This window comes from Chitinophaga sp. YIM B06452 (assembly GCF_039655965.1).
GTDB lineage: Bacteria > Bacteroidota > Bacteroidia > Chitinophagales > Chitinophagaceae > Chitinophaga.
Genome location: NZ_JAWLKY010000006.1, coordinates 39,061 through 51,388, shown reverse-complemented (window position 1 = coordinate 51,388; position 12,328 = coordinate 39,061). Strand labels below are relative to the sequence as shown.

The window sequence follows — 12,328 nt, the reverse complement described above, 5'->3', positions numbered from 1 at the left end:
AAGGGAATGGTTTTCGAATTTGGGAAAATTTTTGAAGATGGGAGGAAAATGACTGTCGTATGACGGAATTAGTAATTTGTTGACTAGGGGATTAAAAAGATAGTTTCATGCAGATTTGCTATTAAAAATCGATCGTGTTCCTTGTAAATTTGATATAAATCACATTATAAGAATAAAAATAGATCGTCTGGCCTTAAAAAATATTACATCTAACTAATTATTATATTTATTTTGAGTGCCTGAATTTTCAAGAAATGACCTTTCATTTTTCCATGCTTTAATTTTTCACAATGTACCTGAGATCAATCCTGCTTGGCGCCTTCCTGCTTATTACCGCCACTGCATTTTCAGCCACGCCACCCGATACCACGCACCAGGTAATGGTCAAAGGCCTTATCCGGCATGCTTTTACATGTACGTTGAACAATGTGGACGCCTTCCGCCCGGAAACCCGCAACAATCTGGACATCGTTTGCTCGTCCGGCGAAACCAAAAAAGTGCTGCGTTCTTTCACCGGCATCAGCCTGAAAAATATACTCGACAGCGCCGGGATTATCATGGAACGGCGCAAGGACCGCGGCAAATATTACATCGCCATTAAAGCGACAGACGGCTATACGGTACTTTATTCCTGGAACGATATCTACAACAATCCCACCGGCGACAACGTATACCTGATCTACCGGGAAAACGGCCAGCCTATTACGGAAGACGGTCTTTTTGTGATGATCTGCGCCAACGATAAAGTGACCGGGCCCCGGCATGTGAAATGGGTGAGCAGTATTGAAGTGGGCAGGTTGCCGTGAAAGGCGCCAGTGCAGCAAATAGCGATAAAACTACCGCAAAACGTCGCTGGTGGAGATACTGGTAGCTTACGCCTCCAGCCTGAAATCCTTACTCCCCAGCGCTTTCCCGTTCACAAATATCTCGAGCACATGTTTCCCCGCGTAATGTTTGCGCGTGGTCAGGTCCTGGAAGAGTTGCTTTTTCGTGATGTCCACTGTTTCGCCTGGCGGCAGGGTTACTTCTTTCAGCTTGAATACCTTTTTCGACAGGGCGCCGGATGATTTCGCGTAATGCACGGCGTAGTCGATCACCAACTTTTGCGGGGCATTGCTTTCGCTTGCCAGCCGGAAGCTGAATTGCAGCGTGTCTCCCAGCCGCAGCTTATTTTTATCTGTGCTGAATTGTTTCAGCCGCACTCTTGCATCTTCGCCAAACCCGAATATTTGCAGCGCGTCGCGGTCGCCTTTTTTGATAAGGGTGCGGATGGCGTGTTTGATGATCCAGGCGGTGTGCCGGTGGCTCTTATCCCAGGTTTTCACCAGTTGCAGCATGTAAGCGGTATTGTCTTTCGAATGATCGTTCAGGTGGTTGGCGACGGACTTCCTGACGTACAGTTCTTCGTCCGCGTTCAGCTTCTCGAGGATGCTTTGCGTGAGAGACGGTGTTTTGATGACCTCCGCCAGCTTGAAAGACCATGGCAGCCTGGGCCTGCTGCCTTCAGACGCGAGCCTTCTTACATGATGGTTCTTGTCTTCCGCCCATTTGTTCATCACCTTCAGTGTTTTCTCCAGGTCTGTTTTGAGGAACTCCCGGATGGCGAATTCCGACGAGCCCAGTGTGGTAAAGTGTTTCAGCGCTTCCATGGAAAGACTGAAATGTTCTTTGCCGTAAAGCGCCACGAAATCGGGCAATACCAGCGCGGTGTAGCCGGTTTTAAGGGAAGGGGCGGCTTTGTAGATAACTTCAATGGCTTTTTTATAATCTGCGGGCAGGTGCTTGTGAAGCATGACAGACGTATTCCTCAGCCTGCCGTTCAACGAAAGTGTTTCCATGCCGCGGGTGACGTCTTTCACAAAAGTGCCCGCATTAAAATTTTTGTCAGCCTCAGCAAAGGTCCGGGCGAAATGCTGATAGAACGCTTTGTTGAACATTTCCTTCAGGGGATCCATACCGGTAAAAATAAAGAAAACTATGCATGGAAAATCCTAATTTAAATGTTCGGTTTGACTTAAGTATTTTCTATATGGACCAGGCCATTATACAACGCATTGCTCAGAAATGCGAAGGAAAGAACATCGTGGACGCCCTGGCGGCGTTGCCCGGCGCGGATCTTAATACCCTGCTGCTGGAAGTGTTCAACCGGCGCGCGGCCGCCACTACAGCGCCGGATCTGCTGCGCCAGTACAAACAGAACCGCTTCGTAAAACCCGGCGATATGGATACCGTCAGCTTGCAGGAAACCCGGCTGGCCGCGCTGCGCCTCATGGAAAAGCTGCATTTCAAAGCGGTAACGCTTTCTCCTGTTTCCCCGCTGGGCAGCTGTTCAGTGCTGGGCACCGTAAGCCAGGAAAAAGTCATGAGCGCAGTAAGGGGAACGGAAGTAATGGCGGACGCTACGAACGCGCTTGCTTTGCATATCGCGGAACTGAAGCAGCAAGGCGGGCCCACAACTATGGACCTTTGCGCGGTACAACGCCATATCCGCACACAGCCGCTGCCATCCAAAGCCTTCACGCCGCATTTTACGATCGCCTGCCTCGTATCTGCGGGGATGGATAAAGGCAACTATGGTTTTGAATGCGAAAGCATGCACAGGCACACGGTCGCATGGATAACGCTGTTGAAAGAGGTGTTCGGCATTCATGAAATGCGCCTGCGGTTCCTGCACCGCGAAGGGTACCCGGATGCGCAGGCGCTGCTGGAAGCTGTTTCCCGTTCACTAACAGAACGCATTCCCGGCCTGGCGATCGAAACAATAGAAAATAGCGGCGCCAATAGTTACTACACCGGCCTGCAATTCAAAGTCGTGATACAAGTAAATGAACAGGAGTGGGAAATCGCCGACGGCGGCTTCACCACCTGGACGCAACAATTGCTGGGCAATAAAAAAGAACGCCTGCTGATCTCCGGCTTCGGGCTGGAGCTGCTGAAGCGGGTGTTGGCCTAATTCCCGCTCACCGCTTTCACAAGTTGTATCTCCATATTCAGCTTCACCTCATCACTCAATACAATGCCGCCTGCTTCGGTGGTGGAATTCCAGCGGAGGCCGTAGTCCGTGCGATGAAGGTGGCCTTTGAGCGCGAAGCCCGCTTTTTGCTGGCCCCAGGGGTCGGTGGTGGTGCCGTTGTGCGTCACGTCCAGTTCAATGGGATGCGTCTGGCCTTTGATGGTAAGGTCGCCGAGGAGCTTGTATTGCTCGTCCGCTATTTTCTTCACTTTCCTGGATACAAAACTGATGGTCGGAAATTGCGTAGCGTCGAAGAAGTCGCCGTTGCGGAGATGCTCGTCGCGCTGCGCATTTTTTGTGTCTATACTGTCCGCCGCCGCTTCGAAGGTGATGGTGGCGTCGTGAAAATCGTCGCTGATGGTTTGAATAGCGCCGGAGAAGCGGGTAAAGTAGCCGCTGACGTTAGTGATCATCAGGTGCTTTACTTTAAACCCGATCTCGCTGTGTGTTTCATCAATTTTCCAGTTTGTCATAGCACATATTTTTTAATGCACTAAAATTACGCAGCCGGAAAATCTCAGCAGTTGGATAGAATGCCGGAAATGGTGGACGTTTTTCACCAGACAGCTAAATAAATGTTAAGATATTTTTCTCACACAATATAACCGGGAAGTAACAGTTGCCTACATAGTAAAATATTAAAATTTCGTATATATTTGTACATTCATTAAACTATTAACCTAATCCCTTCTTATGGAACAACTGAATGCAAAGCAAGGGGACGTACTCAGCAGTCCCAAGCTCTCCTTCAACGGCGACGGCGCCACCTACTTCGGCATCCTGATCGTAAACGCGCTGCTGATGATCGTTACACTCGGATTTTATTACCCCTGGGCAAGGGCCAAACAATTGCAATATCTCTATTCCTCCACTGAAATGGAAGGCTCCCGGTTTTCCTGGAACGGTACAGGGGCGGAGATCTTCAAAGGGTTCATCAAAGCGGTCGGTATTCTCGTGGTGCTCGTTATCGTGATGAGCATCTTCAGGTGGGCAGGACTGCCGGCGCTGTCTATCCTCGTTTACATCGCGTTCCTCGTATTTATCCTTCCCGTGGCTATTCACGGCGCTAACCGCTACCATTGGTCAAGAACATCCTGGAGGAGCATCCGCTTTGGCTACCGTGGCAATCGCGGCGAGTTTATTAAGCTGTTCATCAGAGAAATGCTGCTGACCCTTGTTACCCTTGGTTTCTACGGTTCCTGGGCGGCGATGAACATCCGCAATTACATTATTGGCAACATCCGCTTCGGCAGCGGCGAATTCTATTACGACGGCGACGGCTGGGAATTCTTCAAGCTGAACATCAAAGGCTATTTTCTCACCCTCATCACGCTCGGCATTTACGTTTTCTGGTGGCAGGCGGATATTTTCCGTTACAGCATCGAAAAGCTGCGCCTGCTGCATGGAGAGAAAGCGTACAACATGTATTCCACCGCATCGGGCGGCAAGTTTGCCGGGCTGCTGATCGTGAACGCGCTGATCTTCATTTTTACGCTGGGCCTTGGTTATGCCTGGGTGCAGGTGCGCACCATCCAATTCCTGATGAACAACGTGGAGATCGATGGAAACATCGTGCTGGCAGACCTTGAGCAAACGGAAGAAGAATACAGGGACGCTACCGGCGAAGACCTGGCCGATATGTTTGACCTGAGCATCATCTAACCATGTTCAAAGGAAATTATTACAATCACCAGGTAGCAAAAGCGACGCCTGTGAACATTCACCTGTTCACTGAAAGCCTCCAGCTGGACGTAATTACGCCCGGCGCGCCCCCGCGCAAGCTGCACTGGCTTTTCACGGAGATCGCCACGCACGTGAGCCCCGGCTTCATCCGCATCACCCGCACGGGAGAGGAAGCGGGTACGCTGGAAGTGACGGACCCGGTGTTTGTAAAAGAGTTCCTTGCAAGATATAAACACACGCGAAGCGCCGGCTTACACCAGCTGGTGCTTCGCGGTGGTTTAAAGGCAAGCCTCATCATCCTGCTCGTTATCGCAGGTGTGCTGCTGGCCGGCCACTTTTACTTTTTACCCTGGTGCGTAAGCCGCGTGGTGGATCAGTTGCCATCTTCGTTCGACAAAGAGCTGGGCGGCCTTGCCCGCAACAGCCTGCACGAAACACCAGACAAAGAAGGCAGTCAATTGCTGACACAGTTTGCCGCACAGATAAAATGGGATACGCAGGAGAAGCTTGATTTTACAGTAGTGGACAGCGACGTGGAAAATGCCTATTCGCTGCCTGGCGGTTACGTGGTCGTATACACGGGGTTATTGAAAAAACTGGAAACTCCCGAACAACTGGCTGCGTTGCTGGGTCATGAAGTGGCGCATATTACCCATCGCCATGGTGTGCGCAGGCTTTGCCAGGAGATGGGTACGGGCATGCTGGTGTCTATTGCACTGGGAAACAGCGGCGGGGTTAACCTGCTGTATGCCAAAGCCGCAACGCTGCACAATCTCACCTATTCCCGCGGATACGAGCGGGAAGCGGATATCAGCGGCATGGAAACCCTCCGCCGCAACCGCATCAACCAGCTGGGCATGCTGCAACTGCTGCAGGAGCTGCAAAAGTTGGACGGGAAAGTGGCTATCCCTGAATTCATACGGTCGCACCCGCTCACAGAGAACCGCGTGAATTACGTGCGCCGCGATGCGGAAGAACATCCGGCTTCCTTTGCCAGGAACGAAAGGATGGAGGCGCTTTTTAAACAATTGCAGGCCCGTTATCACTGATCGATGGCAGTTCCGCCATAAAATAAAATGTGCCGGAAGCACAGCCCCCGGCACATTCTTACCGCACAGATCCTATTTAGTTTTGCGTGGCTGTTGAGTCAGCCTTTTCCGGCGCTTTTTCTATCAGGTCCATAAACTGGTCGAGTTTAGGTGTAATGATGATCTGCGTGCGCCTGTTCTTGGTCTTTCCCGCATCGCTGTCGTTGGAAGCCACCGGGTTGTATTCGCCGCGGCCGCCGGCTGTCAGCCTCTTCGGGTCTACGCCGTAGTCGTTTTGCAGCGACTGCACAACAGACGATGCGCGCAGGGCGCTCAGGTCCCAGTTGTTGCGGATATTCTTCTGTGAAATAGGCACATTGTCCGTATTCCCTTCGATCAGCACATCGTAATCCCTGTAATCCTTGATGATCTTGGCGATCTTGCTGAGGGTTTCACCCGCGGCAGGCAGTATCTCGTAGCTGCCTGATTTGTACAGCATATTGTCTGACAGGGAAATGTACACCACGCCTTTTAATACCTGCACATCCACGTCCCGCATCTCTTCCCGGCTCAGGGAGCGGGTGAGGTTGTTGGTCAGCACGAGGTTGAGCGAATCGCTTTTGTTCTTCGTATTCACCAGGTGCTGGATGTACCTGTTGGAAGCATTGATCTCATCCACCAGTTTGGAAATGTTCACATTACCCTGGTTGCCGGAGGTGAGACATTTGTCGAGGGCGGCCTGCAATGCCGCGAGGCCGGTGCGTTGTGCTGCAATCTGTTCGTCCAGGCTTTTGATCCTTGCATTGGCGCCGGAAAGATCGCGCTGGGCAGTCTGGTATTTGCCGTCCAGTTCGCGGTTCTGGTTTTGAAGGTCGTTGTAGCTGGTTTGCAGCTGCGCGAATTTCTTATTGCTCACGCAGCCCGTTCCCAGTATGACCGTCACCAGCATTGCCGATGTTAAAACTTGTGCTCTCATATAGTTACTATTTATACGCACAGGAGCAAAGGTTGTGCCATCAGGAAAACGCGTAATGCTGTTCGTATTAACCTTCAATAAGCTAGTAGTTTACATATGGTATAAAAGCCGAAAGAGATTGCTTGCAACGGCTTGCAACGGATATGGCAACCGCCGGGTATTTGACGGTTCATCCCGCTGATGCGGCCGTTGTTTCCTCCACCTGGGGATCAGTGCCACTGTGGTCTGCCCGGCAATTGCGCCCGGCATAAGCGCTGCCGCTATTCCCAAGCAGTGAACTGTGTTATATGTACTACATAATTGTTTTTTAACCGCTGTCATGATAATTTACATCTTTCATCATACCTGACCGCCAAAGAGGATCATAATAACATCAAACCCGCCATGCACGTGTTACCGGCATTATGCGTATCCGTTACCATTAATAAAAAGAATTTGGATGAATGAAAAATCCGCCGCATATTTGATATGTACTACATAAGTACTATTGACCAAAACGCTATAATTTTTCCAGTTATGAAGAAAACTCTACTCGGGTATACCGGGTGCATTCCCGGTATCTTCCTCCTGTTTATCCTGACCATGCTTCTCTCCCCGGACGTTTACGGGCAAGACAGGATACTGAATATTTCAGGTAAGGTAACAGATGAATTGGACGCTCCTGTGATCGGCGCCAGCGTCCGCATTACAGGTACCCGCCTGGGTACCCTTACCGACGAGAACGGGCGTTACGCCATCGCCGTAAGCCCCACAGACTCGCTCGATTTCACCTATATCGGCTACAAAAGCATCCGCGTGCCCGTGAAGAACAGGGTAGACCTGGACGTGAAGCTGCAAGCCGCCGCAGGCGGCCTGAACGAGGTGAGTATCATCGGTTACGGGCAACAGAAAAAGATCAGCGTGATCGGCGCACAATCCACGCTGAACGCAGAAGAGCTGAAGCTGCCTGTGAGAGACATCGCCAGCACGCTCGGAGGCAGGATCGCCGGTATGATCACCACTTCCCGCGGCGGCGGGCCCGGGCAGGACAACTCGGGCTTCCTCGTAAGAGGCGTATCCACCTTCGGTACCAGCGTGCGCACGCCGCTGATCATTATCGACGGGGTGCCGGACCGTACGCTGAACGATGTGGACCCTGAAGATATCCAGACCTTCACGGTATTGAAAGACGCCGTATCTACAGCCGTATACGGCACCAGGGGCGCCAACGGTGTTATCATCATCAACACCAAAAAAGGCGTGGCCGGCAAACCGGCGGTGAAAGTGGAGCTCAACCAGGGCATCACCCAATTTGTGCAGGTACCCAGGGTAGTGGATGCGCCCACCTGGATGACATTGTACAACGAAGCCCTTACCACCAGGGGCCGCAGCGCGCTGTATACGGAAGAGCGCATCGATATGCACAGGACCGGCGTGGACCCGGAGCTGTACCCGAACGTGGACTGGTACGACGAGATCTTCCGTAAATTCGGGATGACGCAACGTGCCAATCTCAACATCAGCGGCGGTTCCGACAAAGCCACTTATTATATTTCCGCCGGTTATTACAACGAAACCGGGCTGATCAAGAACGACCCCGAACAAACGGGCTACGATTCAAAGTCTTACTACCGCCGGTACAACTTCACGGCCAACATCGGCGTGAATGTGACCAGCACCACGAAAGTGGACCTCAACATATCTTCCATCATCGACCGGAGGAACGGCCCCTGGAAAAGCGATGGCGGCAATGCTTCCAACAACCTTTTCCTGCAGGTGCTGCACGTACCGCCGCACGTGATGCCCGGCAGGTATTCCAACGGCGCATACTCCATGTACCCCGGCGGCTTCAGCAGTCCGAACAGGATCGCATTCGACGTTGGTTCCGGCAACGACTATTCCGCTACCATACGCCCGAACCTCCGGCTGAAACAGGAGCTGGACGCGATCACCAAAGGGTTGTCTGTTTCCGGCCTGTTTGCCTTCGATATTTATACAGACGGTACTACCGCCACCACCAAGAACTCTGCCGCGGAATACGCCACCGGCAGGGACGCCAACGGCAACCTGATCATGCAGGTGACCCGCGATGCCCCCGGCACGCTGGGCTTCGTTTCCACCAGGAGCTCCACCAGGAGGATGTATTCCGAGGCATCGCTCAACTACGGCCGCACTTTCGGCAAACACGAAGTGGGCGGGCTTTTCCTCTTTAACCAATCTGAATATGTAGACGGCAACGCCGCCACCTTTACATCCGCCGTACCTTTCCGCAACCGCGGTTTTACTGGCAGGGTAACCTACGGGTACGACAGCCGCTATTTCGTGGAAGGGAACTTTGGTTATACCGGTTCCGAAAACTTCAGCCCGGGCAACCGCTTCGGTTTCTTCCCGTCTGCCGGCGTAGGATACATTGTTTCTAACGAGAAATTCTATGAGCCGCTGAAAGATTTCATGCCGTATTTCAAATTGCGTTACAGCTACGGCCTTACCGGCAACGGCGGCTTCAGCACGCGTTTCCTCTACCTGACGCAGCTTTCCAAAACAGCGGCTTCAGGTTACCAGTTCGGCATACCCTCATCTCTTTCGCCCGCCTACAGCGGGTATGCGGAATCGCAGATCGCTACGGACCCCACCTGGGAAACCTCGTACCGCCACAACCTGGGCATTGAAATGAACTTCCTGAACAATAACCTTAAACTGGTCACCGAGCTGTTCCGCGAAATGCGCAAAGGCATCCTGCGGGCAGACCAGACCATTCCCGGCATTTCAGGCTTCGGCGGTGTGAACCCCACGCGCAACATCGGCATCGTGCTGAACAAAGGCATAGACGTAACGCTGACCTACCGCAAAGATTTCACCGAACAAAAATGGGTGAACATCACCGGTACCTTTACCTATAACAGGAACACCAACCTGGAAGACGGCCTGCCCCCGCAGCGCTACCCCTGGATGGAATGGAAAGGCAAAGAAGTGGACGCCAAAACGCTGTACATCGCGGAAGGACTGTTCCAGACGCAGGATGAGATCGACAAACACGCCATCCAATCCGGCGACGTGCGCATCGGCGATATCAAATACAAAGACCTCAACGAAGACGGCGTGATAGACGCGAACGACATTGCCCGCATAGACGTGTCCGGTACGCCTAAAATGATGTACGGCGTAAATCTTTCCTTCGGTTATAAAGGTTTTGATATCGGCGCCTTCATACAGGGAACCGGCAGGGTGTACCTCAACTATGGTATCGGCGACGGCACCAGGCCTTTCAGCTCAGGCCCCATCAGCAGCGCGCTGATGGTGATGGTAGAAGACCGCTGGACGGAAGAAAACCCTAATCCCAACGCCTTCTATCCCCGCCTGAACACCAACCAGGATCCCAATTCCAATTACCTGAACAGCACCTGGTGGCTCAAACCTTCCGACTTCGTCAGGCTGAAGAGCGCCGAGATCGGCTATACGCTGAGTCCTTCGCTGGTAAGGCGCTATGGCATCAAGAACCTTCGTGTATTCGTGAACGGTACCAACCTCTTCACCATCTCCAAATGGAAATACTGGGACCCTGAGCTGAACGATACCGGCACCAGTTCCACGAACTATACCCGCGGCGAATCCTATCCCAATATCAAAGCTTACAATTTCGGCGTAAGGGCCACTTTTTAACCGCATAAGCAAGAAAACATGAAACCGAGCATGATATGTTTATCACACATGGACATGTTAATGCGAGGTCCCATCTGGCCCTTAAAAAAAATCAAATATTAACAGATGAAACGTTATATCAACTATACAACATCACTGATCCTTGCAGCGCTTTTGGTGTCAGGCTGCAAGAAGGGTTTTTTCGATAATGCGCCCAAAGACCTGCAGACCATCGACATGGTGTTCCAGAACAAGCTGGAAGCAGAAAACTGGCTCTCCGGCGTATACAACCGCCTGCCCGACGTTTGGGCGGACGGCAACGTGACCGGCAGGGGCCTGGCAGAACTCAGCGACGAGCTGGAGCTTGCCTCGCCTTCTATCATCGGGGCGGGCAGCATGAGCAGCCAGAGCGGCATCAACGTATATACGGGGTATTACCAGGCCATCAGGCTGGCCAATATTTTCCTGGCCAATATCAACAACAGCAAATCCAACCTGCTGAAAGAGCCGAACGGGGAAGAGCTGATCCGCCAGTATACCGGCGAAGCGCGTTTCCTGCGGGCAAATTATTACTGGATGCTGATCAGGCTGCACGGGCCGGTGGTATTGGTGGGAGACAGGGTGGCCGGCGTGGACGATGATTTCCAGAAACCGAGGAATACCTGGAGCGAATGCATCAGCTACATCCTCTCCGAAATGGAAGCCGCCAAAGCGCTGGTGCCTGAAAAGCACGTGGTGCCTTCATCCGGCGAAGACGACCTTTCGCAAACAGGGCGCATCACCAAGCTGATCATAGAAGCCGTGCAGAGCCAGGTGCTGCTCTACGACGCCAGCCCGCTTTTCAACGGCAACACCAATTTCGCTGAATTCAGGAACCCCGATGGCAAACAACTGATGAACCTCACCGCCGATCCATCAAAATGGGCGAAAGCGGCGGAAGCGGCCAAAACCGCCATCGACCATGCAGAGGCCAATGGCAGGAAACTCTACAAAGCGACCGACAACGATCCTTTCCTGGCAGCCGTGAAATCAGTGCGCGGCCTGTTCCTGACCGGCTGGAGCGATGAAGGCATCTGGATCAGGACCAACACAGGATATTCTGTTTGGGAAGAAGACGCGGCGCCCCGCGCTGCCAACGGCACCAAGACCAATGCCGTACTGTCAGTGCCCCAGGAAATGGTGGACAAATACCGCATGGAAAATGGCCTGAACATCGACGACAACGGCAGCGGGTACGAGGAAGAGGGATTTACCAATACCGGGAAGACCGGGTTTTATGTAGCAGGCACTTCCAAAATGTATGTCAAACGCGAGCCCCGTTTCTATGCGAATATCACCTTCAACGGCTCTACTGTTCCGTTTGTGCCCAAAAGCGGCCAGACGAGGGTGGAGTTTTGGCCGATGGGCAATTCAGGGAATGCAAACGGCAGCCAGAACATGTTTCCTAAAACGGGATACCTGGTGAGGAAGAATACCAATGTGAGCCGCAACCTGCAAAGCAATGCCGGCAATGTGGTGCGGCCTGCGATGTATATCCGTCTTGCTGAATTATACCTTAACTATGCAGAAGCGCTCAATGAATCAGACCCGGGCAATGCGGACATTCTCACTTACCTGAACGCCGTGCGCGTACGCGCGGGCATCCCCGAAGTAGCCGCCGGCCTGGACCAGGGCGCCATGCGCGCTATCATTCAAAGGGAGCGTTGTATTGAACTGGCGTATGAAGGGCACCGCTTTTACGACATCCGCAGGTGGAAGATCACCGATAAGCCGGAAGGCCGACAGGGCGGGGATTTTCACGGCATGAACGTATTTACCGGCGAAAACCTCGGCGATGTGGCGTACTACCAGCGCACCCGCACGAGCACCCGCATCTGGTACGAGCGCTACAACCTGCTGCCTTTGCCGCAAAGCGAAGTGCAGAAGAACCACCAGATGGTGCAGACTATTGGGTATTAGAGGCGAAAAGCTCGCCATTGCACATAAAGCCCGTCATTGCGAGGAACAGCA

Annotated in this window: 9 protein-coding genes; 6 read left to right on the top strand and 3 right to left on the bottom strand. The window is 52.6% G+C overall.

Features of this window, described 5'->3' with window-relative positions:
* Positions 1-290: 290 nt before the first annotated feature.
* Positions 291-806: a molybdopterin-dependent oxidoreductase gene (locus R3I13_RS23185; RefSeq protein WP_346320365.1), complete on the top strand. Its 516-nt coding sequence runs from the start codon at positions 291-293 to the stop codon at positions 804-806.
* Positions 807-872: 66 nt separating this feature from the next.
* Here R3I13_RS23185 and R3I13_RS23180 read toward each other — a convergent pair whose 3' ends face one another.
* Positions 873-1,955, bottom strand: coding sequence for a DNA alkylation repair protein (locus tag R3I13_RS23180; protein WP_346320364.1), 1,083 nt, complete (start codon positions 1,953-1,955; stop codon positions 873-875).
* Positions 1,956-2,029: 74 nt separating this feature from the next.
* Between R3I13_RS23180 and R3I13_RS23175 the strand changes: the two genes are divergently transcribed.
* Positions 2,030-2,953 carry a hypothetical protein gene (locus R3I13_RS23175; protein ID WP_346320363.1) on the top strand — a complete coding sequence of 308 codons (924 nt, stop codon included), beginning with the start codon at positions 2,030-2,032 and terminating at the stop codon, positions 2,951-2,953.
* On the opposite strand, the gene R3I13_RS23170 is transcribed toward R3I13_RS23175, so the two are convergent.
* The gene (locus R3I13_RS23170; protein ID WP_346320362.1) at positions 2,950-3,486 is read right to left on the bottom strand and encodes a YceI family protein; all 537 of its coding nucleotides are present in this window, start codon (positions 3,484-3,486) and stop codon (positions 2,950-2,952) included. The two genes, R3I13_RS23175 and R3I13_RS23170, sit on opposite strands and share 4 nt — an antisense overlap.
* Before the next feature lie 220 nt (positions 3,487-3,706).
* On the opposite strand from R3I13_RS23170, the gene R3I13_RS23165 reads away from it, so the two are divergent.
* Together R3I13_RS23165 and R3I13_RS23160 are read left to right on the top strand one after the other, a co-directional pair.
* Positions 3,707-4,675: a DUF898 family protein gene (locus R3I13_RS23165; protein WP_346320361.1), complete on the top strand. Its 969-nt coding sequence runs from the start codon at positions 3,707-3,709 to the stop codon at positions 4,673-4,675.
* A gap of 2 nt (positions 4,676-4,677) precedes the next feature.
* Positions 4,678-5,745 (top strand): M48 family metallopeptidase, encoded by a 1,068-nt coding sequence (locus R3I13_RS23160; protein WP_346320360.1) that lies wholly within the window; start codon positions 4,678-4,680, stop codon positions 5,743-5,745.
* Positions 5,746-5,821: 76 nt separating this feature from the next.
* On the opposite strand, the gene R3I13_RS23155 is transcribed toward R3I13_RS23160, so the two are convergent.
* Positions 5,822-6,700 carry an OmpA family protein gene (locus R3I13_RS23155; RefSeq protein ID WP_346320359.1) on the bottom strand — a complete coding sequence of 293 codons (879 nt, stop codon included), beginning with the start codon at positions 6,698-6,700 and terminating at the stop codon, positions 5,822-5,824.
* 516 nt (positions 6,701-7,216) lie between these two features.
* Here R3I13_RS23155 and R3I13_RS23150 point away from each other — a divergent pair.
* Positions 7,217-10,339, top strand: a complete 3,123-nt coding sequence (locus R3I13_RS23150; RefSeq protein WP_346320358.1) for a TonB-dependent receptor — start codon at positions 7,217-7,219, stop codon at positions 10,337-10,339.
* A 105-nt stretch (positions 10,340-10,444) separates the two neighbouring features.
* Entirely contained in the window at positions 10,445-12,277 is a 1,833-nt protein-coding gene (locus R3I13_RS23145; RefSeq protein ID WP_346320357.1) for a RagB/SusD family nutrient uptake outer membrane protein, read from the top strand.
* Positions 12,278-12,328: the final 51 nt, after the last annotated feature.

What these genes read in the sequence shown, in the direction of transcription:
- R3I13_RS23185 (WP_346320365.1), top strand. Translation starts at nt 291, where the DNA reads ATGTACCTGAGATCAATCCTGCTTGGCGCCTTCCTGCTTATTACCGCC.
- R3I13_RS23180 (WP_346320364.1), bottom strand. Translation starts at nt 1,955, where the DNA reads ATGGATCCCCTGAAGGAAATGTTCAACAAAGCGTTCTATCAGCATTTC.
- R3I13_RS23175 (WP_346320363.1), top strand. Translation starts at nt 2,030, where the DNA reads ATGGACCAGGCCATTATACAACGCATTGCTCAGAAATGCGAAGGAAAG.
- R3I13_RS23170 (WP_346320362.1), bottom strand. Translation starts at nt 3,486, where the DNA reads ATGACAAACTGGAAAATTGATGAAACACACAGCGAGATCGGGTTTAAA.
- R3I13_RS23165 (WP_346320361.1), top strand. Translation starts at nt 3,707, where the DNA reads ATGGAACAACTGAATGCAAAGCAAGGGGACGTACTCAGCAGTCCCAAG.
- R3I13_RS23160 (WP_346320360.1), top strand. Translation starts at nt 4,678, where the DNA reads ATGTTCAAAGGAAATTATTACAATCACCAGGTAGCAAAAGCGACGCCT.
- R3I13_RS23155 (WP_346320359.1), bottom strand. Translation starts at nt 6,700, where the DNA reads ATGAGAGCACAAGTTTTAACATCGGCAATGCTGGTGACGGTCATACTG.
- R3I13_RS23150 (WP_346320358.1), top strand. Translation starts at nt 7,217, where the DNA reads ATGAAGAAAACTCTACTCGGGTATACCGGGTGCATTCCCGGTATCTTC.
- R3I13_RS23145 (WP_346320357.1), top strand. Translation starts at nt 10,445, where the DNA reads ATGAAACGTTATATCAACTATACAACATCACTGATCCTTGCAGCGCTT.